This window comes from Pseudomonas sp. HN8-3 (genome assembly GCF_020790195.1).
In the GTDB taxonomy this organism is placed as follows: domain Bacteria; phylum Pseudomonadota; class Gammaproteobacteria; order Pseudomonadales; family Pseudomonadaceae; genus Aquipseudomonas; species Aquipseudomonas synxantha_A.
The window spans coordinates 1,568,346-1,591,531 of the sequence record NZ_CP086206.1 but is presented as its reverse complement, the minus strand read 5'-3'; the positions used below and the strand labels follow the sequence as shown (position 1 = coordinate 1,591,531).

Below are 23,186 nucleotides of genomic sequence, written 5' to 3'. Positions count from 1 at the left end.
ACCCTATAAACCACGCGCTTGGGGCATAATCCGCCACCACTGGAATGCATCGAGCCAATCAGCTACAAAGATGCCCAGCGCGAAAAAGAGTTCAGAGTGTGCTGCATTTATCTGAACAACACCCGAACAACAATAGACGTTCCCCACATTTTGGCCGACAGCATGCGTTTAATGCTGCGCAGTAGCCGAAAAAGGATATTCATGAAAAAGCTGTGTTTGCTCGGCCTTGTTGCCACGCTGGCCACCCACCCCGTCTGGGCAGAAACAAAGCCTGCTGCGCTTAAAGACAAGGACGCCTTCGTCAGCGACCTGCTCAAGCAAATGACCCTGGACGAAAAGATCGGCCAATTGCGCCTGATCAGCATCGGCCCGGAAATGCCCCGCGAGATGATCCGCAAGGAAATCGCCGCTGGCCGCATCGGTGGCACCTTCAACTCCATCACTCGCCCGGAAAACCGTCCGATGCAGGACGCGGCCATGCGCAGTCGCTTGAAGATCCCGATGTTCTTCGCCTATGACGTGATCCACGGCCACCGCACCATTTTCCCGATCAGCCTGGCCCTGGCCTCCAGCTGGGACATGGACGCCATCGGCCGCTCCGGGCGCATCGCCGCCCAGGAAGCCGCTGCCGACAGCCTCGACATCACCTTCGCGCCGATGGTCGATATCTCCCGCGACCCGCGCTGGGGCCGTACCTCCGAAGGTTTCGGCGAAGACACCTACCTGGTCTCGCGGATTGCCGAAGTCATGGTCAAGGCGTTCCAGGGCGCAAGCCCGGCGAATGCCGACAGCCTGATGGCCAGCGTCAAGCACTTCGCCCTGTATGGCGCGGTGGAAGGCGGGCGCGACTACAACGTGGTCGACATGAGCCCGGTCAAGATGTACCAGGACTACCTGCCGCCCTACCACGCGGCGATCAAGGCCGGTTCCGGCGGCGTGATGGTCGCGTTGAACTCGATCAACGGCGTGCCCGCCACCGCCAACACCTGGCTGATGAACGACCTGCTGCGCAAGGACTGGGGCTTCAAGGGCCTGACCGTCAGCGACCACGGCGCGATCTTCGAGTTGATCAAGCACGGCGTGGCCAAGGACGGGCGCGAAGCCGCCAAGCTGGCGATCAAGGCCGGCATCGACATGAGCATGAACGACTCGCTGTACGGCAAGGAATTGCCCGGCCTGCTCAAGTCCGGCGAGATCGAACAGAGCGACATCGACAATGCCGTGCGCGAAGTGCTCGGCGCCAAGTACGACATGGGCCTGTTCAAGGACCCGTACCTGCGCATCGGCAAGGCCGAGGATGACCCGGTCGACACCTACGCCGACAGCCGCCTGCACCGCGCCGAGGCCCGCGACATTGCGCGCCGTAGCCTGGTGTTGCTGAAAAACCACAACGACACCCTGCCGCTGAAAAAATCCGCGACCATCGCCCTGGTCGGCCCGCTGGCCAAGGCGCCGATCGACATGATGGGCAGTTGGGCGGCTGCCGGCCGACCTGCGCAATCAGTGACCCTGCTCGACGGCATGAACGCCGTGATCGGCGAAAAGGGCAAAGTGATCTATGCCCGCGGTGCCAACATCACCGGCGACAAGGCGGTGCTCGACTACCTCAACTTCCTCAACTTCGATGCTCCGGAAGTGGTGGATGACCCACGCCCTGCCCAAGTATTGATCGACGAAGCGGTGAAAGCGGCGAAGAACGCCGACGTCATCGTCGCGGCCGTGGGCGAATCCCGTGGCATGTCCCACGAGTCGTCGAGCCGTACCGACCTGAACATCCCGCAAAGCCAGCGCGACCTGATCAAGGCCCTCAAGGCGACCGGCAAGCCGTTGGTGCTGGTGCTGATGAACGGCCGCCCGCTGTCGATTCTCGAAGAGAACCAACAGGCTGACGCGATCCTGGAAACCTGGTTCGCAGGTACCGAAGGCGGCAACGCCATCGCCGACGTGCTGTTCGGGGACTACAACCCGTCGGGCAAGCTGCCGATCACCTTCCCGCGTTCGGTAGGGCAGATTCCCACCTACTACAACCACCTGACCATTGGCCGGCCGTTCACCCCAGGCAAGCCGGGCAACTACACCTCGCAGTACTTCGATGACACCACAGGTCCCCTGTTTCCATTTGGCTATGGCCTGAGCTACACCCAGTTCAGCCTGTCGGACATGGCACTGTCGTCCACCACCCTGAACAAGACCGGCAAGCTCGACGCCAGCGTCACCGTGAAGAACACCGGCAAGGTCGATGGCGAAACCGTGGTGCAGTTGTATATCCAGGATGTGGCCGGCTCGATGATCCGCCCGATCAAGGAGCTGAAGAACTTCCAGAAGGTCATGCTCAAGGCCGGCGAAGCGCGCACGCTGCATTTCACCATCACCGAGGACGACTTGAAGTTCTACAACGCCCAGCTCAAGTTCGCGGCGGAACCGGGTGAGTTCAATGTGCAGATCGGGCTGGATTCCCAGGATGTGCAGCAGCAGACCTTTGAACTGCTCTAACGCCTGACGCGGTCAAAAATGTGGGAGGGGGCTTGCTCCCGATAGCAGTGGGTCAGTCAATGAATCTGTTAACTGAAACACCGCCATCGGGAGCAAGCCCCCTCCCACATTTGACCTCATTGTTCTTGTTAGCCGCGCCGGTCGAGCAGATTGACCACCAACCGATCAATCCACCCCCACACCCGCTGCTTCACCCGCTTCCACAACGGCCGCGCCTTCCAGGCCTCCAGGCTCACCACCTGGCTTTGGGCAAAATCCGCTTCGAAACTGCCCACCACCGCCGCCGTCAATCCCGGGTCCAACGCTTCGAGGTTGGCTTCCAGGTTGAAGCGCAAATTCCAGTGGTCGAAATTGCACGAGCCAATGCTGACCCAATCGTCCACCAGCACCATCTTCAGGTGCAAAAAGCACGGCTGGTATTCAAAAATCTGCACGCCTGCACGCAGCAGACGCGGGTAATAACGATGGCCGGCGTAGCGTACTGACGGGTGATCGGTACGGGGCCCGGTGAGCAGCAAACGCACATCCACCCCGCGCCCTGCCGCCCGGCGCAAGGCACGACGCACGCTCCAGGTCGGCAGAAAATAGGGAGTCGCCAGCCAGATACGCCCTTTGCTGCTGTTCAACGCGCGAATCAACGACTGCAGGATATCGCGGTGCTGACGAGCGTCGGCGTACGCCACGCGACCAAGCCCAGGGCCCGTCGCTGGCACTTTCGGCAAGCGCGGCAAACCGAAATGGGTCGCCGGTTTCCATTCACGGCGCGCGGCGTTAGCGTGCCATTGCCGGTCGAACAGGGCCTGCCAGTCCAGTACCAGCGGGCCGCTGATCTGCACCATCACTTCATGCCAATCGGCGCTGTCTTGCCCCGGCGTCCAGAACTCATCGGTGACGCCCGTACCACCGACCACGGCAACGCGCTGGTCGATCAGCAGCAGCTTGCGGTGGTCGCGATACAGGTTGCGCATCCAGCGCCGCCAATTCAGGCGGTTGTAAAAACGCAGCTCCACGCCGGCGTCGGTCAAGCGCTTGCGCAGCCCAAGGGTAAACGCCAGGCTGCCGTAGTCATCGAACAAGCAGCGCACCTGCACCCCACGTTCGGCGGCCAGCACCAGCGCCTGCACCATCGCGTCGGCACAGGCGCCGGCTTCGACCAGATACAGCTCAAGATCCACCTGCTGCTCGGCCCGGGCGATGCCCACCAGCATCTGCGGGAAGAAACTCGGCCCGTCGATCAGCAGTTCGAATTGATTGGCGCTGCGCCACGGGAACACTGCGCCACTCATGTCAGCGCGCCGTGAAGATCAGTACCGCACCCACCGGCACCGACAAACTGATCGACTTGAGCCCCGCCGCCTTGCGCAACGCCGCCACACCCGGCGCCAGATCGAAGTCCTCGGCGTGCAACACCACAGGCTCCAGGGTCACCACCTGGAAACGTCGCTCATCCAGGCGCGTGGCAAGCAATTCGGCGCTGTAGGTCTGGGTCTTGCCGTGCAGGGTGACGCTCAGCGGCAGGCGCAACTCCAGTTGCGCGCCGGACGCCAGGTCGTTGATCGGTTGCAGATTGATCTGTGCGCTGATCAATGCGTCGGGAAAGGCCTTGATCTGGAACAGCTCTTTGCGCATGCGCTCATCGCGCAGCGGGATGCCGCTGTTGATCGACTCCATCTCCACTTGCAACTGCGCCGCGCCTTTGGCATCGACTTTGCCGTGCAGCACCAGGAAGCGGTGGACTTCAGCAACCTCTGTGTTTTTGGTGGTGACGAAAGACAGGCGCGAGGATTCGTTATCCAGGTACCAATCGGCGTGGGCAGGCACGGTGGCGCAGGTCAGCAGGGCGAAGACCAGAGGTTTGACATTGAACATAAAGACTCATGGGGCAAAAAACCTGGGCGAACATTAAGCGCAATCTCACGAACGGCGCAAATCCATTGTGGGAGCTGGCTTGCCTGCGATGGCGGTGTGCCAGGCGAGAAATGGTTGACTGATACATCGCCATCGCAGGCAAGCCAGCTCCCACAGGGTTTTGCGGTGTTTTTAATCCAGCGTTCGCTGAACTTCGCACACCGCCTGTTCAAGGCTGGCCATATGCAAATTCAACACCCGCTCCACCGGCGCCTGATGCATGGGCCAATGCAACGCCATGCTCCCCACCAACCGGCCATTGGCGTGCACCGGCAACGCCACCGCCCGAATCAGGAAGGGCAAACGCACCGGGTATTCCCAATAGCCCTCGGTACGCTGGCCGAACCCCTGGTGCTGGGTTTGCTCGCAAGCATGGCTTTGCTCATCGGCGGCCACACGATCGCGACACGCCAGCCGCTGCACTTCATCAAGGGGCAACTGCGTCAGGCATGCCTTGCCCATCGCCGAGTGAAACAGGCTGGCGTACTGACCGACGATCTGGCAGTTGTTCGGGTAGAGCTTGCGCAACACGCTGGGAATCGCGCTTTCCATGACTTCCAGGCGCTCGCCGTCGAAACACGACAAGTCCACCACCAACCCCGTGCGCTCGCTGAGCTCCAATAACCAGGGCGCCGCGCTTTCCACCACCTGGCGCTTGAAGCGTTGCTGGGTATCACCGAACAAACGCCGAGCGCGCAGGCGGTAACGCCGATCGCTCAGGCCGCGGTAGACCCAGCCCTGATCCTGCAAGGTCAGTAACATGCGCGACACCGTGGCCTTGGGCAGCCGCGTAAGGTAGTGCAGTTCTTCCAGCCCAAGGGCCTGGTGCTCGCCCAGCAACTCGACGATTGCCAGTGCGCGCTCAACCGAGCGTACCGTGCCTGTCTCCATGTTCGATCTCCCTGTTGCTGGTGGATGATCTGTTTTACACAGCAAGATACAGGCCCGGTCGCAGGTCAGGTGGTGGTGGCAATGCACGCCGGCGGCCGGCGTTGCACCCATTGAGTCAGCTGTTCATGGGCAAATGCCAGTTGCAGCACGGCTCGGTCGGCCTGGGCCGGGCCGATGACTTGCAGGCCCATGGGCAGCCCTTGGGGGTTGAAGCCCACCGGGATGCTCATGCTCGGCAAACCGGCGAGTGTCGGGCCGATCACCACTTCCATCCAGCGGTGATAGGTGTCCATTTCGCGCCCGCCAACGAGGCGTGGCCAAGGCTGTTGTGCATCGAAAGGGAACACTTGGGCGGTGGGCAACAGCAGAAAATCGTAACGTTCAAACAACTTGGCCAGGGCCCGATACCACTCGCTGCGATCCACCGACGCCTGGTACACCTGCTGGGCACTCAGGCCCTGGCCGCCCTCCACTTCCCATTGCGCTTCGGGCTTGAGCAATGCGCGTTTTCGCGGGTTGGCGTAGGCCGCGCCGAGGTTGCCGTGCACCAGCCAATGGCGGTGTACCAGCCAGCAACGCCACAGGCGCGCCAGGGAAAAGTCCGGCTGGCAGCTTTGCACCTCGCAGCCCAGCTGGGTGAAATCATCGAGTGCCGCCTCGCACAGGCTCAGCACGCCGTCTTGCATCGGCAGATAACCGTTGTAGTCACCCAGCCAACCCAGGCGCGTGCCTTTGAAGTCGCGCTGTAACGACTGGCCCAGCATCGCGGGATCGTCCTGGGATGACAAGGGCACACGGGGGTCGTAACCGGCCTGGATGCTCAGCAGCCGCGCTACATCCGTGACACTGCGCCCCATCGGGCCTTCGGTGCCCAGTTGCTGCACAAACAGCTCCGGCATCGGCCCGTGGGGCACGCGGCCCTGGGACGGGCGCAAGCCGAACACGTTATTGAACGCCGCCGGGTTGCGCAGCGAGCCCATCATGTCGCTGCCATCGGCCACCGGCAACATCCGCAACGCGAGGGCCACCGCTGCCCCGCCGCTGCTGCCGCCGGCCGTCAGGCGTGGGTCATAGGCATTGCCGGTGGTGCCGAACAGCGTGTTGTAGGTGTGGGACCCCAGGCCAAACTCCGGCACGTTGGTCTTGCCGATGATGATCGCGCCACTGGCGCGCACCCGCGCCACGCTGATGGCGTCTTCGCTGGGCACGTGCTCGGCAAACAACGGTGAGCCCAAGGTGGTACGCAAACCTTGGGTCGCCGCCAGATCTTTGATGGCCTGGGGCATGCCATGCATCCAACCGCGGGATTGACCCTGGTACAGCTCACGGTCGCAGGCCCTAGCCTCGGCCAGCACAACCTCGCTGTCGCGCAACGACACCAGCGCATTCACACGGGGGTTGAAACGCTGGATCTGCGCCAGGTACGTCTGCATCACCTCTTCGCACGATACCTGCCGCCCATGGATCGCCTGCGACAGTTGCGTGGCATCCCAATCGACAATACTCAAGGCTTCACCTCTCTGGAAAACGGCAGCGGTTTGCTCGCTCGTGGTGCCTCGCGCATGCAATAAGTGCCGAGCAGCGTCAGCACGCACGCGAACAATACGTAGAACGACGGCGCCACCGGCGTGCCCAGCACCTTGCTCAGCCAAGTAACGATCAACGGCGCAAAACCGCCGAACACCATCACCGCCACGTTATAGGCCACCGACACGCCGGTCGAGCGCACCTCGATGGGAAACTGTTCAGCCAACGCCGTCGGCGCCGGGCCGAAGAACCCGCCAATGGCCGTGCACAGCATCACCTGCATCACCAGCAAACGCTCGATGGACGGCGCGGCAGCCACCCATACATACAACGGGTAGACCATCACGAAGAACGCCAGGGTGAAGGCCATCAACACCGGTCGCCGCCCCAAACGATCCGAGAGCAGGCCGGACAACGGAATCACCACAGTCATCAGCGCCACCGCAAACATCTGCACCATCAGCACCTGGTCCAACGGCAGGCCGAGATTCTTGTGGGCGAAGGTCGGCATGTTCACCAACACCACATAGAACGACACCGTCGCCCCGCACGCCAGGCCCATGGACACCAGGATGCTGCGCCGATGCTCACGCAGCACCTGCATCAGGCTCGGTGCCGGGCCGGTGGCGTTTTTACGCGCCTGGATAAACTCTTCCGGGTCCTCCATGTGCCGCCGGATCCACAACCCCACCGGGCCGATCAGCAAGCCCAGCACAAACGGCAGGCGCCAGCCCCACAGGTCGAGGGTTTCGGGGGAGAAGAAGTGCGTGACCAGCGCCACCATCGCCGCACCACCAAACACCGCCAGGCACTGCCCCACCAATTGCCAGGAACCATACAACCCCTTGCGATGGGCCGGTGCGCTCTCCACCAGAAACGCCGTGGCGCTGGCATATTCACCGCCCGTGGCAAACCCCTGAAGCATCCGCGCCACCACAATCAGCAACGGCGCGCCCATACCGATGGCGGCGTAGTTGGGGGCGAAGGCGATCAGCGCGATAGACACGGTCATCAGCCGAATAATCAATTGCATCGCGGCTTTGCGGCCTTTGCGGTCGGCGTAGATACCCAACAGGATCCCGCCCACCGGCCGCATGAAAAAGCCCACGCCAAAGGTGGCCAGGGCCATCAGCAGCGAAGCGTATTCATCCTCCGACGGGAAAAACTGCCGGGCGATGATGCTGGCGAGAAAGCCGTAGACGATGAAGTCATACCATTCCAGTGCATTGCCGATCACGGCGGCCACCACTTGGCGGGTGCGCGAGACGCCTGGTTTTAAAGTCTGCATGAGGAGCACTCCATTCAACCGATAAGGGAAAGGGTCCAGCGGCAGAAAAAAGTGCGGTCGTCAGGCAGGCTTGAGCCAGCTCTCGGCCAACGCGCCCCAATAGGCGGCGCCGGTCAGCAGGATGTCGTCGTTGAAGTCATAGGCGGGGTTATGCACCATCGGCCGCGACACGCCGTTGCCGATAAACAGGTAACTGCCGGGGCAGCGTTGCAGCATCCAGGCGAAGTCTTCACTGCCCATCAGCGTGCGAGTGTTGCCGTCCACCGCATCGGCGCCGAGCAAGGCCACACCGACCTGGCGAGCGAATTCGGTTTCTTCGCCATGGTTGACCAGCACCGGGTAGGCCGGGCGGTGCTCGATCTGCACGGTGCAGCCGAAGCTGGCGGCCTGGGTGTTGATGATCGCGTTGACCCGCTCCAGCATCTGTTCGCGCACCTTGGGGTTGAGTGCACGCAGGCTCAGGCGCAGCAAGGCTTGCTGGGGAATCACGTTGGCGGCCTGGCCGGCTTGCAGCGCACCGACCGTAACCACGGCGGCTTCCTGGGTATCGATATTGCGCGCTACTACCGTCTGCAAGGCCATGACCATACTCGCTGCAGCCACCAGTGGATCGACCGTGAGGTGCGGCATGGAACCATGGCCGCCGACGCCTTCAAGGGTGACAGTGAGCAAGTCCTGGGACGCCATCATCGGGCCAACTCTTAATCCCAAATGCCCCGCCGGCAAGCCCGGCATATTGTGCATGCCGAACAGGCCGTCACACGGGAAGCGCTCCAGCAAACCATCCGCCAACATCGCCTCGGCACCGCCCTGGCCTTCTTCGGCGGGTTGGAAAATCAGATTCAGGGTGCCGTCGAATTGCCGGGTCGCCGCCAGGTAGCGGGCAGCGCCGAGCAGCATGGTGGTGTGGCCGTCATGCCCGCAGGCGTGCATGCAACCGGCGTGCTGGCTGGTGTAGGCCGCACCGGTGTTTTCGATGATGGGCAAGGCGTCCATATCGGCACGAATACCCAGCGTGCGCGAACTGCTGCCATTGCGCAGCACCCCGACCACACCGGTCTTGCCGATGCCGGTATGCACCTCATACCCCCAATCCCGCAGGGACTGCGCGACCAGCGCTGAGGTGCGGTTCTCTTCAAAGCCGAGTTCGGGATGGGCGTGGATATCGTGGCGCACAGCGTGCAAGTCGCTGGCGACATCGCTGAGCCAATCCAGAATGTGCTGGTGTGGGCGCATGGTGATTCTCCTCACAGGCGGGTGGTCCCGTTCTTGTTGGCGACACATCGACAGCTAAGCGCGATGTGGGCGTGAGGACAATCAAAGGTGGTTCCACCCTGTGGAACCTCAGGGCCGGTTCTTTTTCCGAGAACCCACGCAGATAATCTAAATGTGGGAGCTGGCTTGCCTGCGATGACGGCGGCACAGGCACCAGTGATGTTGGCTGACCTGACGCTATCGCAGGCAAGCCAGCTCCCACAGGGGAATTTGGGTGTGTCAGGGGTTGAGGCGGCAGCCTTGACGGTCGCCCAACCACCGCGCCGTATGCGTACGCCCCAACCCACTCGCCGTCACTTCACTGCGCTCCGGCGTGTCGATCAACGCACTGGTCGGCACGTACTGCTTCACATACCCACGGCAATACTGCGCCGGGTTGTTCTCCACATACCGACACGAGCAATACTCCTTGGCCGTGTACGCCGCGATGATGTCGGGGAAGGCTTGCAGGTTGACGCGCTCGTGCCATACCCAACCCAATAGGGCCAGCAACAGCAGTAGCAGCAGGCTGGTAAATGGCCGACGACGAATCATGACCGCACCGCCGCCAGCACGCGCTTGAGCAGTTCGTTGTGGCGGTAGCTGCCATCGCGGTCATCGCCGTAGCGCACGATCACCAAGTGCTCGTCGGGCAGTACAAACAGTGCCTGGCCCCAGTGCCCCAGCGCAGCGAAGGTGTCGGTCGGCGCGTCGGGCCAGGGTTGGGGCGTACCCTTGTTGAGCCACCAGTGGCCGCCCGGTACCGCTTCATCCTGGCCGGCTTTGTATTTGTCGAAAGGCCGCCGATTGAAAGCCACCCACTCTTTGGGCAGCAACTGTTGCTCACCCCAGCGCCCATCCCGTGCCATCAGCAGCCCGACCCGCGCCAGATCGCGAGCAGTGAGGTAGGCGTAGGACGAGGCAACAAAGGTTTCGTCGGCATCGGTTTCCCACGTCGCGTTGCGAATGCCCAATGGCTTGAACAGCGCATCCCACGGATAGCTCATGTACGCCTGGTGGCCGAGCATCCCTTTAAGCGCAGCGGACAGAATATTGCTGTCGCCACTGGAATAACGGAACGCCTGGCCGGGCTCGGCGGCGGCTTCGGTATCGGCGGCAAATTGCGCCATATCGTCACGCCCACGGGTATAGAGCATCGCCACAACAGAAGACTTCAACGGGGCGTATTCATAGTCCTCCTGCCAATCCAGCCCCGAAGCCCAATGGAGCAAGTCGGCCATGCTCACCTTGGGGTGTTGCTTCATTGGCGGGTAAAAACGTGCGGCCGGGTCGGTGAGCTTGAAACGGTTTTCGCCGTAGGCCACGCCGAGCACAGTGGCCATCAGGCTTTTGCTCACCGACCAGGTCAGGTGCGGCGTGCTGGCGGTGGTTGGCGCGGCGTAGCGTTCGTAGATGATTTCGCCGTCACGAATGACCAGCAGCGCGTCGGTACGAATGCCTTTGCGGGTGGTGTCGTCACGGGTTGGGAAAGCATAGGCGTTCAGGGCATCGACAGCAGGACCTTCAAGTGACGTGCCCGTGGCCCATTCTTTTTCGGGCCAGGTTTCAGCGCGGACGGTAGCGGTGACTAAAAGCACAATAACGCACAGCAGGCCTCGGACCATGGGCACGAACTCAAGGGGGCATTCAAGCCCGCGAGCCTAGCGCAGGCCAATGACAGATTTGCTACACGGGGGCTGTCACCCAACCGTCACCGTAAGTTCATGGAGATGACACCGAGGCTACATAGCCTGACTTTGGACAACAAAGTCGACTGGCCGCAACCTGGCCGGCACCCGGAGACTCGCTATGACTCAGATCGCCCGCATCAGCGACAAAGGCAATGAACGCCGTCTGCAAGCCGAACGCCTGGTGGGCGCCAAGGCCTTGCAGGAAGCCCAGGCCCTGCGGTTCAACGTGTTCAGCGGCGAGTTCAACGCCAAGCTGAAAGGCGCGGAACTGGGCCTGGACATGGATGACTATGATGTTCACTGCAGCCACATCGGCGTGCGGGATTTGAACAGCGGTCGACTCGTCGCCACCACCCGTCTGCTCGACCACCAGGCCGCCAGCACTTTGGGCCGGTTCTACAGCGAAGAAGAATTCAGCCTGCACGGCTTGCTGCACTTGCAGGGCCCGATCCTGGAAATCGGCCGCACCTGCGTCGACCCCGCCTATCGCAACGGCGGCACCATCGCGGTGCTCTGGGGCGAGCTGGCCGAAGTGCTCAATCAAGGCGGCTACAGCTACCTGATGGGTTGCGCGAGCATCCCGATGCACGATGGCGGCATTCAGGCCCACGCAATCATGCAGCGCTTGCGCGAGCGCTACCTGTGCAACGAACACCTGCGCGCCGAGCCGAAAAAGCCACTGCCGGCCCTGGACTTGCCGTCCAACGTCATCGCCGAAATGCCACCGCTGCTCAAAGCTTATATGCGCCTGGGCGCGAAGATCTGCGGCGAGCCGTGCTGGGATGAAGACTTCCAGGTGGCCGATGTGTTCATCCTGCTCAAGCGCGATGAGTTGTGCCCGCGCTACGCGCGCCACTTCAAGGCGGCGATGTGATGAACCGCCTGCGCATCTACGGGCGCATCGCCCGCGTGCTGTTGGTGGTGGCGCTGGGCTTGAGCATGGCCAGTGTGTTTGGCCTGTTCGAACGTCTGGGCGTGGCCAATTCGATGGTGCGGCGCCAGCGTTGGTCGCGGTTCTTTATGGCGCGGTTGAGCAACGCCCTGCCCTTTCGCGTAACGGTGCACGGCGAGTTGCCGCAAGCGCCGATGCTGTGGGTGAGCAATCACGTGTCCTGGACCGACATTCCACTGCTGGGCATGGTCACGCCGCTGTCGTTTTTGTCCAAGGCCGAAGTCCGCACCTGGCCGGTAGCCGGCTGGCTGGCGGCCAAGGCCGGCAGTCTGTTCATTCGTCGTGGCGCGGGTGACAGCCAGTTGATCCGCAAACAGATGACCCGCCATCTGGAGCAACAGAACCCGCTGCTGATGTTCCCCGAGGGCACCACTACCGACGGGCGCAGCTTGCGTACTTTTCACGGGCGTTTGCTGGCCAGTGCAATCGATGCGGATGTGTCGCTGCAACCGGTGGCGATTCGTTATCTGCGTGACGGTGGGGTTGATCCGCTGGCGCCGTTCATTGGCGATGACGATTTGCTCTCGCACTTGATGCGCTTGTTTTCCAACGACCAGGGCGATGTGCAGATTCATCTGCTCAAGCCGATTGCCTGCGCCGGGCAGGAACGCGCGGCACTGGCGTATCAGGCGCAGCAGGCGGTGCAAAAGGCGTTGTTTGGCCCGGTGCCGGAAGCTGAGCAAGTGGCTGCTCGACCTGCGTTCGCGGCATAAAGCGGGCACAGTCATATGTGGGAGGGGGCTTGCTCCCGATAGCAGTTGTTCAGTCAACATAGACAGTGACTGACACACCGCAATCGGGAGCAAGCCCCCTCCCACATTTAGACATCGGTGGTCAGTTGGATCTGCGCAAATCTCTGCAATTGGGGATAGAACACCCGGAAATCTTCACTTAACGGCTTATAAAGCTCGCGCAACTCGTGCATCGCAAATCCGAGTGCCTGCGGGTCAGTCAGCCGCCGCGAAATTCCACGCAGCACCTGCTCCATCACCGCGAACTCGCGATACGAACCCAGCCAGTCATCCGCCGCCATATATGGCGCAATCTGCGCCAGCCGCCCCGGCAACGCGGGTTCTGCGGCCAGCACGCGGTACACCTGCGCGGTGAAGCGCTCCAGAGGCTGATCGGCATACAGCGCCCAATCCCGCGCCAGGCAATGATCGAAAAACACATCGAGCACGATCCCGGCATAGCGCCTGCGGGTCAGGCTGAAGCGCGACAACGCCTCGCCCACCAACGGGTGGCTATCGGTAAACCGGTCAATCGAACGGTGCAACTGGATCGCTGCTTCGATTTGCGGGCTGAACTGGCCCTGCAGGCGGCCTTTGACGAAGTCGCCATACAGGCTGCCCAGCAGTTGCGCAGGAAGTTGGCCGCCCAGGTGCAGATGTGCGAGATAATTCATGGCGCGCAGTCTATCACTGCCGCACCCATATCGTTATAACCCGATATACCGATTCGCTTTGGCCTCAGATCAAAATCATATTGGTATATCGGGATATGACGATTTAAAGTTCGCCTCATCGCGATATAACGCTTTACGACACCGAGCACCCTGCCATGTCCATCGACCTCGACGAAATAATAAAAGCCCTGGCGCACCCAGTACGACGAGACATCCTCACCTGGCTCAAAGACCCGAAAGTGCAATTCCCCGAGCAACTGCACAACCACGAATACGGCATCTGCGCCGGGCAGATCGACCAGCGCTGCGGCCTGTCCCAGTCGACCGTGTCGGCGCACCTGGCAACCTTGCAACGGGCGGGATTGATCAGCAGCCAGAAGGCCGGGCAATGGCACTTTTTCAAACGCAATGAGGAGACGATCCAAGCCTTTCTCACGGCGCTCATAACCGAACTCAGCGCACCGCAATAACCAAGGAAACGCAAATGCCCCTCTCGCTCCTCATACTGGCCCTGAGCGCCTTCGCCATCGGCACCACCGAGTTCGTCATCATGGGGCTGCTGCCCGATGTCGCGGCGGACCTGGGTGTGTCGATTCCCGGCGCCGGCTGGCTGGTCACCGGCTACGCCTTGGGCGTGGCCATCGGCGCGCCCTTCATGGCACTGGCCACCGCCAGGCTGCCACGCAAGGCCGCTCTGGTAGCGTTGATGGGCATCTTTATTGTCGGCAACCTCCTCTGCGCCTTGGCCAGTGACTACAACGTGCTGATGTTTGCCCGCGTCGTCACGGCGCTGTGCCACGGTGCCTTCTTCGGGATCGGTTCCGTGGTGGCGGCCAACCTGGTGCCGGCCAATAAACGCGCTTCTGCGGTGGCCTTGATGTTCACCGGTTTGACCCTGGCCAACGTGCTCGGCGTGCCGTTGGGCACTGCACTGGGTCAGGAAGCTGGCTGGCGCTCGACCTTTTGGGCAGTGACCGTGATTGGCGTGATCGCCTTGATCGGCCTGATCCGCTTCCTGCCGGCCAAGCGTGACGAAGAAAAACTCGACATGCGCGCCGAACTCGCTGCCCTCAAAGGCGCGGGTATCTGGTTGTCGCTGAGCATGACGGCGCTGTTCGCCGCCTCCATGTTCACCCTCTTTACCTACGTAGCCCCGCTGCTGGGCGATGTGACCGGCGTGTCGCCCAAAGGCGTGACCTGGACCCTGCTGTTGATCGGCCTGGGCCTCACGGTGGGCAACATCATCGGCGGCAAGCTGGCCGACAAACGCCTGGCGGCCACCCTGATCGGCGTGTTCATCAGCATGGCGGTGGTTTCCACGGTATTGAGCTGGACCAGCGTTGCACTGATACCGACCGAAATCACCCTGTTCCTGTGGGCCACCGCCTCGTTTGCCGCCGTACCAGCGCTGCAGATCAACGTGGTGACCTTCGGCAAGGCCGCCCCCAACCTGGTGTCCACCCTGAACATCGGTGCCTTCAACATCGGTAACGCCCTCGGCGCCTGGGTCGGTGGCAGCGTGATTGCCCACGGCTTCGGCCTGACCAGCGTGCCCCTGGCCGCAGCAGCACTGGCGATTCTCGCGCTGCTGGTGACCCTGATTACCTTCCGCCAGAGCGGCGATGCCGACTTGGCCCCCGCGACCAACTGATCAACTTAAAGACAAAGGTGTTTTCCCATGACGACTATTTTCGATCCGATCACACTGGGCGACCTGGAACTGTCGAACCGCATCATCATGGCGCCACTGACCCGCTGCCGTGCCGATGCCGGCCGCGTGCCCAACGCGCTGATGGCCGAGTATTACGTGCAGCGCGCATCCGCCGGGCTGATCCTCAGCGAAGCCACCTCCGTGACGCCCATGGGCGTGGGCTACCCGGACACGCCGGGCATCTGGTCCAACGACCAGGTGCGCGGCTGGGCCAACATCACCAAGGCCGTGCATGGCGCGGGCGGCAAGATCTTCCTGCAACTGTGGCATGTGGGCCGCATTTCCCACGAGTCGTACCTGGACGGCGAAACCCCGGTGGCCCCCAGCGCGATCCAGGCCAAAGGCCACGTCAGCCTGGTGCGCCCACTGGCCGACTACCCTACCCCGCGCGCCCTGGAAACCGCTGAAATCGCCGACATCGTCGACGCTTACCGCGTGGGCGCCGAAAACGCCAAGGCCGCAGGCTTTGACGGCGTGGAAATCCACGGCGCCAACGGCTACCTGCTCGACCAGTTCCTGCAAAGCAGCACCAACCAGCGCACCGACCAATACGGCGGCTCCCTGGAAAACCGTGCGCGCCTGCTGCTGGAAGTCACCGACGCCGCCATTGAAGTGTGGGGCGCCGGCCGCGTGGGCGTGCATCTGGCACCGCGTGGCGATGCGCACGACATGGGCGACGCCAATCTGGCCGAAACCTTTACCTACGTCGCCAGCGAACTGGGCAAGCGTGGCATCGCCTTCATCTGCTCCCGTGAAAAAGAAGGCGCGGACAGCCTCGGCCCACAACTGAAAAAAGCCTTCGGCGGCGTCTACATCGCCAACGAACGTTTCACCAAAGACAGCGCCAACGCCTGGCTGGCGGCGGGCAAAGCGGATGCGGTGGCCTTCGGTATTCCTTTCATCGCCAACCCGGACCTGCCGGCGCGCTTGAAGGCGGATGCAGCGCTGAATGAGCCGCACCCGGAAACCTTCTATGGCAAAGGCCCGGTGGGTTATATCGACTATCCGACGCTGCCGATCTAACCTGATCCGCAAAACCAATGTGGGAGGGGGCTTGCCCCCGATAGCAGTGCTTCAGTCAACACATCAGTGACTGATACACCGCAATCGGGGGCAAGCCCCCTCCCACATTTGCCTGTTTGTAGCGCCTGCGGAAACATTGCTTCACAGAACGGCAACAATATCGCTACAAAATACTTAGTCGGCTACCTATCAACGGCCCGCCAGCCCGTATATAACGTCACCCCACAAATCAGGCAGAAGGACGATTGACGATCCTTAGGCTTTACTGTTGACACAACTGGTCGCAATTACGCATTTTGTCTCAATTGCGCAGGCTGGGGCTCAGGCGCAGCATGTCCAGCCCTATATCAGCCCAGCGCTCGGCGTCCTGATGCAATTGAAAACTGTCAGGCACCAGCAGCCACTGGCCGATCAAGCCGTGGATAAAGGCATGAATACACACGGCGCCGCGGGTGGTATCCAGCGTGGCTGGAAGTTGCCCGCGATGGACCGCGTTACGCAACGTCAAGCCGATGCGCAGGTTGCACTCAAGGGTGTGGGTCTGGCGTTGGCGGCGCATGTCACACATTTCATCGGTGAACTCGCACTTATGAAACAGAATCTCGTTGATGCGCCGGGTTTTCGGGTCCAGGGCCACTTCATGGTAGAGATGAATCAGCAGCTTGCGCATACAGCCCAGCGGGTCGGCTTCGTCCTCGCTTTCACTGGCCCGCGCCAGTTCGTCCAGGGGCTCGTGCAACGTGTCGAGCAGTGCCTGAAGCAAGTCGGACTTGTTGCTGAAGTGCCAGTAGATAGCCCCGCGCGTCACCCCTGCCAGCGTGGCGATGTCCGCCAGGGTGGTCCGCGCGACGCCGCGTTCATAAAAGGCTTGCTCGGCGGCTTGGAGAATCTGGCTGCGCGTTTCCTGAGCTTCCTCTTTGGTGCGACGAACCATGGCAGTAAAACCTCAATCGGGACACTGTGGATGGTACTTGACCATCATCTGAATAATTATGGGACGACGCCGTCATGGGCACCGAACGTACTAGAATCGAGGCTTGCGGCAGTGCTTTGTCAACAATGCGCCAAGCCTGTCAAGAGTTTACAAACAACCATGAACGTAAGTATATTGCGTAGCAAGCTACTTATCCACTCACGGCTTGTTTTTTACCCTTCCACACTTCTTGTGCGCACTCTGCGCGCCTGACCCGAGGATCTTCATGCAACTTAAGCCAGCTGTTACCGCTCTGGTCACTGCCGTCGCCCTGGCATCGCTGCTCAGCGGATGTAAAAAGGAAGAAGCGGCACCGCCCGCTCAAACCCCTCAGGTCGGCGTGGTCACCATTCAACCGCAAGCCTATACCCTGACCACCGAGCTGCCAGGCCGCACCACGGCCTTTCGCATCGCGGAAGTGCGGCCTCAGGTCAACGGCATCATTCTCAAGCGCCTGTTCAAGGAAGGCGCCGACGTGAAGGAAGGGCAACAGCTCTACCAGATCGACCCGTCGGTGTATGACGCCACCCTGAAAAGCGCACAAGCCAGCCTGTCCCAGACCAAGTCCATCAGCGACCGCTACAAGCAGTTGGTCGATGAACAGGCCGTCAGCCGTCAGGAATACGACACCGCCGTCGCCAACCGCATGACCGCCGAAGCAAACGTTCAAACCGCCCAGATCAACGTGCGCTACACCAAAGTGTTTGCACCGATCTCCGGGCGCATTGGTCGTTCTTCGGTGACCGAAGGCGCACTGGTCAGCAATGGCCAGGCCGATGCCATGGCCGTGATTCAGCAACTGGACCCGATCTACGTCGACGTCACGCAGTCCTCGGCTGAAATGCTGAAACTGCGCCGCGACCTGGAAAGCGGCCAGCTGGAGAAGGCCGGCGAAAACGCCGCCAAGGTCAAGCTGACCCTGGAAGACGGCACGCCTTACGCCCAGGACGGCAAGCTGGAATTCTCCGAAGTGTCGGTCGACCAGACCACCGGTTCCGTGACCCTGCGTGCCGTGTTCCCCAACCCTGACCACGTGCTGCTGCCGGGCATGTTCGTGCACGCCCAGTTGCTGGCCGGCGTGAACAGCAAGGCCATCCTGGCTCCGCAGCAAGGCGTGACCCGTGACCTGCGCGGCATTCCGACGGCGCTGATCGTGAACAAGGACAACAAGGTCGAGCAACGCGAACTGGTTGCCAACCGTACCGCGGGTGCCTACTGGCTGGTGGAAAAAGGCCTCAATGCCGGTGACCGCGTCATCACCGAAGGCTTGCAATACGTCAAGCCGGGCGCCGAGGTGAAGGTCACGGAAGCTGCCAACGCTAAACCCGCCGGTACTGCTGCAGCGCCTGCTGCCGCCGCTGGTCAAGGGGAGTAATCCATGTCGAAATTTTTTATCGACCGCCCCATTTTCGCCTGGGTAATTGCCCTGGTGATCATGCTGGTCGGGGCACTCTCGATCCTGAAGTTGCCCATCAACCAATACCCGGCCATTGCGCCAACGGCCATTGATATCCAGGTGACCTACCCAGGCGCTTCCGCACAAACCGTGCAGGACACCGTGGTGCAGGTCATCGAGCAACAGCTCAACGGTATCGACAACCTGCGTTATGTCTCCTCGGACAGTAACTCCGACGGCAGCATGACCATCACCGTGACTTTCAATCAGGGTACCAACCCGGATATCGCTCAGGTTCAGGTACAGAACAAGCTGAACCTGGCCACCCCGCTGCTGCCGCAAGAAGTGCAGCAACAGGGTATCCGCGTGACCAAGTCGGTGAAGAACTTCCTGATGGTGATCGGTCTGGTGTCGGAAGACGGCAGCATGACCAAGGACGACCTCTCCAACTACATCGTGTCCAACATCCAGGACCCGATCTCCCGTACCGCGGGGGTGGGTGACTTCCAGGTGTTCGGTTCGCAGTACGCCATGCGTATCTGGCTCGACCCGGCCAAACTGAACAATTACCAGCTCACGCCAGTGGACGTCAGCAATGCCATCAAGGCCCAGAACGTGCAGGTGGCCACCGGCCAACTGGGCGGCCTGCCTGCGCTGCCCGGCACCCAACTGAACGCCACCATCATCGGCAAGACGCGCCTGCAAAGCACAGAGGAATTCGCCAAGATCCTGATGAAGGTGAACACCGACGGCTCCCAGGTTCGCCTGGGTGACGTCGCGCGTATCGAACTGGGCGGCCAGAACTACAGCATCAGTGCACAGTTCAACGGCAAGCCGGCTTCGGGTATGGCGATCAAGCTGGCGGCCGGTGCCAACGCACTGGACACCGGCAAGGCCATCCGCGAAACAGTGAAGTCTCTGGAACCGTTCTTCCCGCCAGGCATGAAGGCGGTGGTGCCCTATGACACTACGCCGGTAGTGACCGAGTCGATTTCCGGCGTGGTTCACACCCTGGTCGAAGCGATCGTGCTGGTGTTCCTGGTGATGTTCCTGTTCCTGCAGAACTTCCGCGCCACCATCATCACCACCATGACCGTACCGGTGGTATTGCTGGGTACCTTCGGGATCCTGGCTGCGTGCGGCTTCACCATCAATACCCTGACCATGTTCGGCATGATCCTGGCCATCGGCTTGCTGGTGGACGATGCCATCGTGGTAGTGGAAAACGTCGAACGAGTAATGGCCGAGGAGCATCTGTCGCCCAAAGAAGCGACGATCAAGTCCATGGGCCAGATCCAGGGCGCCCTGGTGGGTATTGCCCTGGTACTGTCGGCGGTACTGCTGCCGATGGCGTTCTTCGGTGGCTCCACCGGTGTGATCTACCGCCAGTTCTCCATCACCATTGTTTCGGCGATGGCGTTGTCGGTACTGGTTGCCCTGATCTTCACCCCGGCCTTGTGCGCCACCATGCTCAAGCCGATCGATCCGGAAAAGCACGGCCAGCCCAAGCGCGGCTTCTTTGGCTGGTTCAACCGCACCTTCGACAGCGGCGTACTCAAGTACGAGCGCGGCGTGGGCAACATGATCAAGCACAAGATCCCGGCGTTTCTGGTGTATGTGCTGATTCTGGCCGGCATGATCTGGATGTTCACCCGTATTCCAAGCGCGTTCCTGCCAGAGGAAGACCAGGGTGTGATCTTCGCCCAGGTGCAGACACCAGTCGGTGCTTCGGCTGAGCGTACGCAAAAAGTCGTCGACGATATGCGTGCCTTCCTGCTGAACGACAAGGAAGGCGAGCCTGGCGAAGGCAAGTCGGTGAACTCGGTGTTTACCGTAAACGGCTTCAACTTCGCCGGCCGTGGCCAGAGCTCGGGCCTTGCGTTCGTGATGCTCAAGCCGTGGGACGAGCGTGACTCGACCCAATCGGTATTCGAAGTGGCCAAGCGTGCCCAGGGTTACTTCTTCGGGGCCTTCAAGGACGCCATGGTATTTGCCATCGTGCCGCCTTCGGTTCTGGAATTGGGTAACGCCACCGGTTTCGACGTGTTCCTGCAAGACCAGGGTGGCGTGGGCCACGACAAGCTGATGGCTGCCCGTAACCAGTTCCTCGGTGCGGCGGCGCAAAGCAAGGTGCTGGCGGGCGTACGTCCCAACGGCGTGAACGATGAACCGCAGTACGAGCTGACCGTCGACGACGAGAAAGCCAGTGCCCAGGGCATCAGCCTTGCCGATATCCAGCAGACCCTGGCCATTGCCTTGGGTGGCAGCTACATCAACGACTTCATCGACCGTGGTCGTGTGAAGAAGGTGTATGTGCAAGGTGACGCCGCCAGCCGCATGTCGCCGGAAGACCTGGACAAATGGTACGTACGCAGCGGCGACGGAAAAATGGTGCCGCTGTCGGCCATCTCGTCGGGCCAGTGGATCTACGGTTCGCCCAAGCTTTCGCGATACAACGGTGTAGCGGCGATGGAAATCCTCGGTACCCCGGCACCAGGCTACAGTACCGGTGACGCGATGGCCGAAGTCGAACGCATTGCCAAAGAACTGCCGGCCGGTGTCGGCTATGCCTGGACCGGCCTGTCGTACGAAGAACGCCTGTCCGGCTCCCAGGCGCCAGCCCTGTACGCATTGTCGCTGCTGGTGGTGTTCCTGTGCCTGGCGGCACTGTACGAAAGCTGGTCGATCCCGATCGCGGTGATTCTGGTTGTGCCACTGGGTGTGATCGGTGCACTGATCGCTACCAGTATGCGGGGCTTGTCCAACGACGTGTTCTTCCAGGTGGGCTTGCTGGTGACGGTGGGCCTGGCGGCGAAAAACGCCATCCTGATCGTGGAATTCGCCAAAGAGCTGCACGAGCAAGGCAAAGGCATCGTCGAGGCGGCTATCGAAGCGTCCCGTATGCGTCTGCGCCCGATCATCATGACGTCCATGGCGTTCGTGCTCGGCGTACTGCCGCTGGCGATTTCCAGCGGTGCCGGCTCAGGCAGCCAGCACGCGATCGGTACCGGCGTGATCGGCGGTATGATCACCGCCACTGTGCTTGCCATTTTCTGGGTGCCACTGTTCTACGCAACCGTGTCCTCGGCCGGCGAACGCAAAAAGAAAGACACTACTGAAACTCCTAAAGAGGCTGGCCAATGAGCAAGTCGCTACTTTCCCTAGCCGTCACGGCATTCGTGCTCAGTGGCTGCTCGCTGATACCTGACTATCAGCGCCCCGATGCGCCGGTGGCCGCACAGTTCCCGCAGGGGCCGGCGTATTCGTCGGCCCAGGCGCCGAACCAGGCCGCTGCCGAGCAGGGCTGGAAGCAGTTTTTCCATGACCCTGCCCTGCAACAGCTGATCCAGACCGCATTGGTGAACAACCGTGACCTGCGTGTCGCGGCCCTGAACATCGACGCCTATGCAGCGCAGTACCAGATCCAGCGTGCCGACCTGTTCCCGGCGGTATCGGCCACCGGTAACGGCAGCCGTTCGCGCACCCCGGCCAAGCTGTCACAGACCGGCGAATCGTCTATCGCCAGCCAGTACTCGGCGGGCCTGGGGATCAGCTCTTATGAGCTGGACCTGTTCGGTCGCGTGCGCAGCCTGAGTGAAGAAGCGCTGCAGAAGTACTTCGCCACTGAAGAAGCGCGGCGCAGTACCCAGATCAGCCTGGTGGCCAGCGTGGCCAATGCCTACCTGACCTGGCAGGCCGACAAGGAACTGCTCAAGCTGACCCAGGACACCCTGGGTGCGTTCGAGCAGAGCTTCAAGCTCACCTCGCGCAGCAACGAAGTCGGCGTGGCGTCGGCGCTGGACCTCAGCCAGGCACGCACCTCGGTGGAAAACGCCCGGGTGCAACTGGCACGTTATACGCGCCAGGTGGCTCAGGACGAAAACAGCCTGACCCTGTTGCTGGGCACCGGCCTGCCGGCGAATATCGCCAGCAAGCCGCTGTCCGATGACCTGCTCAGCGAAGTGCCTGCCGGCTTGCCGTCAGACCTGCTGCAACGTCGTCCCGACATTGTGCAGGCCGAGTACAACCTCAAGGCTGCCAATGCCAATATCGGCGCGGCCCGTGCGGCGTTCTTCCCGAGCATCAGCCTGACGGCCAGTGCCGGTACCGCCAGCCCAACACTGGGCGGCCTGTTCAAAGGCGGTTCGGGTACCTGGGCGTTTGCCCCGCAGATCAACATCCCGATCTTCAACGCCGGTAGCCTGCGCGCAAGCCTGGACTACTCGAAGATCCAGAAAGAGATCAACGTGGCCAACTACGAGAAAGCCATCCAGACCGGCTTCCAGGAAGTCTCCGACGGCCTCGCTGCGCGTCAGACCTACAAGCAGCAACTGGATGCCCAACGTGGCTTCGTCGAGGCTAACCAGGATTACTACCGCCTGGCCGAGCGTCGCTACCGCATTGGTGTCGACAGCAACCTGACTTTCCTCGACGCCCAGCGCCAACTGTTCAGTGCCCAGCAATCGCTGATCACCGACCGCCTGGCGCAGCTGACCAGCGAGGTCAACCTGTACAAGGCCCTCGGCGGTGGCTGGAATGAGCAGACCGCCAAGAACGAGCCGTTGAAAGAACAAGCACCGCCGTTGAAGTTGTTCTGATAGCGCGTGTGTAAGAAAACCGCTTCCCTTACCGGAAGCGGTTTTTTTATGCCTGGTTTTTTACCTCGCCAACTTG

General features: G+C 61.6%; 19 protein-coding genes. 9 read left to right on the top strand and 10 right to left on the bottom strand.

Going from position 1 to position 23,186, the window contains the following annotated elements:
• Positions 1 to 201: 201 nt before the first annotated feature.
• Positions 202 to 2,493 (top strand): beta-glucosidase BglX, encoded by a 2,292-nt coding sequence (bglX, locus tag LJX92_RS07135; protein ID WP_032877304.1) that lies wholly within the window; start codon positions 202 to 204, stop codon positions 2,491 to 2,493.
• 128 nt (positions 2,494 to 2,621) lie between these two features.
• On the opposite strand, the gene LJX92_RS07130 is transcribed toward bglX, so the two are convergent.
• From LJX92_RS07130 to LJX92_RS07095, 8 genes are all read right to left on the bottom strand, one after another.
• Complete coding sequence (locus tag LJX92_RS07130; protein ID WP_005785930.1) at positions 2,622 to 3,779, bottom strand: phospholipase D-like domain-containing protein; 1,158 nt, start codon at positions 3,777 to 3,779, stop codon at positions 2,622 to 2,624.
• Between the two features lies 1 nt (position 3,780).
• The gene (locus LJX92_RS07125; protein ID WP_032877305.1) at positions 3,781 to 4,362 is read right to left on the bottom strand and encodes a YceI family protein; all 582 of its coding nucleotides are present in this window, start codon (positions 4,360 to 4,362) and stop codon (positions 3,781 to 3,783) included.
• A 171-nt stretch (positions 4,363 to 4,533) separates the two neighbouring features.
• The gene (locus tag LJX92_RS07120; RefSeq protein ID WP_078820513.1) at positions 4,534 to 5,292 is read right to left on the bottom strand and encodes a helix-turn-helix domain-containing protein; all 759 of its coding nucleotides are present in this window, start codon (positions 5,290 to 5,292) and stop codon (positions 4,534 to 4,536) included.
• A gap of 65 nt (positions 5,293 to 5,357) precedes the next feature.
• Positions 5,358 to 6,800 (bottom strand): amidase, encoded by a 1,443-nt coding sequence (locus LJX92_RS07115; RefSeq protein WP_228309500.1) that lies wholly within the window; start codon positions 6,798 to 6,800, stop codon positions 5,358 to 5,360.
• Positions 6,797 to 8,107, bottom strand: coding sequence for a citrate-proton symporter (locus LJX92_RS07110; protein WP_032877307.1), 1,311 nt, complete (start codon positions 8,105 to 8,107; stop codon positions 6,797 to 6,799). The genes LJX92_RS07115 and LJX92_RS07110 overlap by 4 nt, the downstream gene beginning before the upstream one ends.
• Before the next feature lie 60 nt (positions 8,108 to 8,167).
• Positions 8,168 to 9,343, bottom strand: coding sequence for a M20 aminoacylase family protein (locus LJX92_RS07105; protein ID WP_005785919.1), 1,176 nt, complete (start codon positions 9,341 to 9,343; stop codon positions 8,168 to 8,170).
• A gap of 258 nt (positions 9,344 to 9,601) precedes the next feature.
• Complete coding sequence (locus LJX92_RS07100; protein WP_032877308.1) at positions 9,602 to 9,916, bottom strand: hypothetical protein; 315 nt, start codon at positions 9,914 to 9,916, stop codon at positions 9,602 to 9,604.
• The gene (locus LJX92_RS07095) at positions 9,913 to 10,986 is read right to left on the bottom strand and encodes a serine hydrolase domain-containing protein (protein WP_032877309.1); all 1,074 of its coding nucleotides are present in this window, start codon (positions 10,984 to 10,986) and stop codon (positions 9,913 to 9,915) included. Before LJX92_RS07095 ends, LJX92_RS07100 begins: the two co-directional genes overlap by 4 nt.
• 184 nt (positions 10,987 to 11,170) lie before the next feature.
• Between LJX92_RS07095 and olsB the strand changes: the two genes are divergently transcribed.
• On the top strand, positions 11,171 to 11,926 hold the full coding sequence (gene olsB, locus LJX92_RS07090; protein WP_044272710.1) for an L-ornithine N(alpha)-acyltransferase: 756 nt from the start codon (positions 11,171 to 11,173) through the stop codon (positions 11,924 to 11,926).
• The gene (locus LJX92_RS07085; protein WP_228309499.1) at positions 11,926 to 12,717 is read left to right on the top strand and encodes a lysophospholipid acyltransferase family protein; all 792 of its coding nucleotides are present in this window, start codon (positions 11,926 to 11,928) and stop codon (positions 12,715 to 12,717) included. Before olsB ends, LJX92_RS07085 begins: the two co-directional genes overlap by 1 nt.
• A 107-nt stretch (positions 12,718 to 12,824) precedes the next feature.
• On the opposite strand, the gene LJX92_RS07080 is transcribed toward LJX92_RS07085, so the two are convergent.
• Positions 12,825 to 13,409, bottom strand: coding sequence for an ACP phosphodiesterase (locus LJX92_RS07080; RefSeq protein ID WP_005785909.1), 585 nt, complete (start codon positions 13,407 to 13,409; stop codon positions 12,825 to 12,827).
• Positions 13,410 to 13,564: 155 nt separating this feature from the next.
• Between LJX92_RS07080 and LJX92_RS07075 the strand changes: the two genes are divergently transcribed.
• From LJX92_RS07075 to LJX92_RS07065, 3 genes are read left to right on the top strand one after another with little or no spacing between them, the layout of a single operon-like run.
• Entirely contained in the window at positions 13,565 to 13,879 is a 315-nt protein-coding gene (locus tag LJX92_RS07075) for an ArsR/SmtB family transcription factor (RefSeq protein WP_032877312.1), read from the top strand.
• Between the two features lie 14 nt (positions 13,880 to 13,893).
• Entirely contained in the window at positions 13,894 to 15,060 is a 1,167-nt protein-coding gene (locus LJX92_RS07070; protein WP_005785906.1) for an MFS transporter, read from the top strand.
• Positions 15,061 to 15,087: 27 nt separating this feature from the next.
• On the top strand, positions 15,088 to 16,143 hold the full coding sequence (locus LJX92_RS07065; protein WP_228309498.1) for an alkene reductase: 1,056 nt from the start codon (positions 15,088 to 15,090) through the stop codon (positions 16,141 to 16,143).
• A gap of 301 nt (positions 16,144 to 16,444) precedes the next feature.
• Here the strand turns inward: LJX92_RS07065 and LJX92_RS07060 are convergent, their stop codons facing one another.
• Entirely contained in the window at positions 16,445 to 17,077 is a 633-nt protein-coding gene (locus LJX92_RS07060) for a TetR family transcriptional regulator (protein ID WP_005785903.1), read from the bottom strand.
• Positions 17,078 to 17,342: 265 nt separating this feature from the next.
• On the opposite strand from LJX92_RS07060, the gene LJX92_RS07055 reads away from it, so the two are divergent.
• The 3 genes from LJX92_RS07055 to adeC are packed head-to-tail and all read left to right on the top strand — an operon-like array spanning position 17,343 to position 23,110.
• Positions 17,343 to 18,491: an efflux RND transporter periplasmic adaptor subunit gene (locus LJX92_RS07055; protein WP_005785901.1), complete on the top strand. Its 1,149-nt coding sequence runs from the start codon at positions 17,343 to 17,345 to the stop codon at positions 18,489 to 18,491.
• Between the two features lie 3 nt (positions 18,492 to 18,494).
• Positions 18,495 to 21,656: an efflux RND transporter permease subunit gene (locus tag LJX92_RS07050; protein ID WP_032877315.1), complete on the top strand. Its 3,162-nt coding sequence runs from the start codon at positions 18,495 to 18,497 to the stop codon at positions 21,654 to 21,656.
• Entirely contained in the window at positions 21,653 to 23,110 is a 1,458-nt protein-coding gene (gene adeC / locus LJX92_RS07045) for an AdeC/AdeK/OprM family multidrug efflux complex outer membrane factor (RefSeq protein WP_032877316.1), read from the top strand. Before LJX92_RS07050 ends, adeC begins: the two co-directional genes overlap by 4 nt.
• The last annotated feature ends 76 nt before the right edge of the window (positions 23,111 to 23,186 follow it).

Bases quoted from the DNA above. Each gene is read 5' to 3' on its own strand.
- LJX92_RS07085 (WP_228309499.1), top strand. From the start codon at position 11,926: ATGAACCGCCTGCGCATCTACGGGCGCATCGCCCGCGTGCTGTTGGTG.
- LJX92_RS07095 (WP_032877309.1), bottom strand. From the start codon at position 10,986: ATGGTCCGAGGCCTGCTGTGCGTTATTGTGCTTTTAGTCACCGCTACC.
- LJX92_RS07125 (WP_032877305.1), bottom strand. From the start codon at position 4,362: ATGTTCAATGTCAAACCTCTGGTCTTCGCCCTGCTGACCTGCGCCACC.
- LJX92_RS07075 (WP_032877312.1), top strand. From the start codon at position 13,565: ATGTCCATCGACCTCGACGAAATAATAAAAGCCCTGGCGCACCCAGTA.
- olsB (WP_044272710.1), top strand. From the start codon at position 11,171: ATGACTCAGATCGCCCGCATCAGCGACAAAGGCAATGAACGCCGTCTG.
- LJX92_RS07080 (WP_005785909.1), bottom strand. From the start codon at position 13,409: ATGAATTATCTCGCACATCTGCACCTGGGCGGCCAACTTCCTGCGCAA.
- LJX92_RS07110 (WP_032877307.1), bottom strand. From the start codon at position 8,107: ATGCAGACTTTAAAACCAGGCGTCTCGCGCACCCGCCAAGTGGTGGCC.
- LJX92_RS07070 (WP_005785906.1), top strand. From the start codon at position 13,894: ATGCCCCTCTCGCTCCTCATACTGGCCCTGAGCGCCTTCGCCATCGGC.
- LJX92_RS07120 (WP_078820513.1), bottom strand. From the start codon at position 5,292: ATGGAGACAGGCACGGTACGCTCGGTTGAGCGCGCACTGGCAATCGTC.
- LJX92_RS07050 (WP_032877315.1), top strand. From the start codon at position 18,495: ATGTCGAAATTTTTTATCGACCGCCCCATTTTCGCCTGGGTAATTGCC.
- LJX92_RS07065 (WP_228309498.1), top strand. From the start codon at position 15,088: ATGACGACTATTTTCGATCCGATCACACTGGGCGACCTGGAACTGTCG.
- bglX (WP_032877304.1), top strand. From the start codon at position 202: ATGAAAAAGCTGTGTTTGCTCGGCCTTGTTGCCACGCTGGCCACCCAC.
- adeC (WP_032877316.1), top strand. From the start codon at position 21,653: ATGAGCAAGTCGCTACTTTCCCTAGCCGTCACGGCATTCGTGCTCAGT.
- LJX92_RS07055 (WP_005785901.1), top strand. From the start codon at position 17,343: ATGCAACTTAAGCCAGCTGTTACCGCTCTGGTCACTGCCGTCGCCCTG.
- LJX92_RS07105 (WP_005785919.1), bottom strand. From the start codon at position 9,343: ATGCGCCCACACCAGCACATTCTGGATTGGCTCAGCGATGTCGCCAGC.
- LJX92_RS07130 (WP_005785930.1), bottom strand. From the start codon at position 3,779: ATGAGTGGCGCAGTGTTCCCGTGGCGCAGCGCCAATCAATTCGAACTG.
- LJX92_RS07100 (WP_032877308.1), bottom strand. From the start codon at position 9,916: ATGATTCGTCGTCGGCCATTTACCAGCCTGCTGCTACTGCTGTTGCTG.
- LJX92_RS07060 (WP_005785903.1), bottom strand. From the start codon at position 17,077: ATGGTTCGTCGCACCAAAGAGGAAGCTCAGGAAACGCGCAGCCAGATT.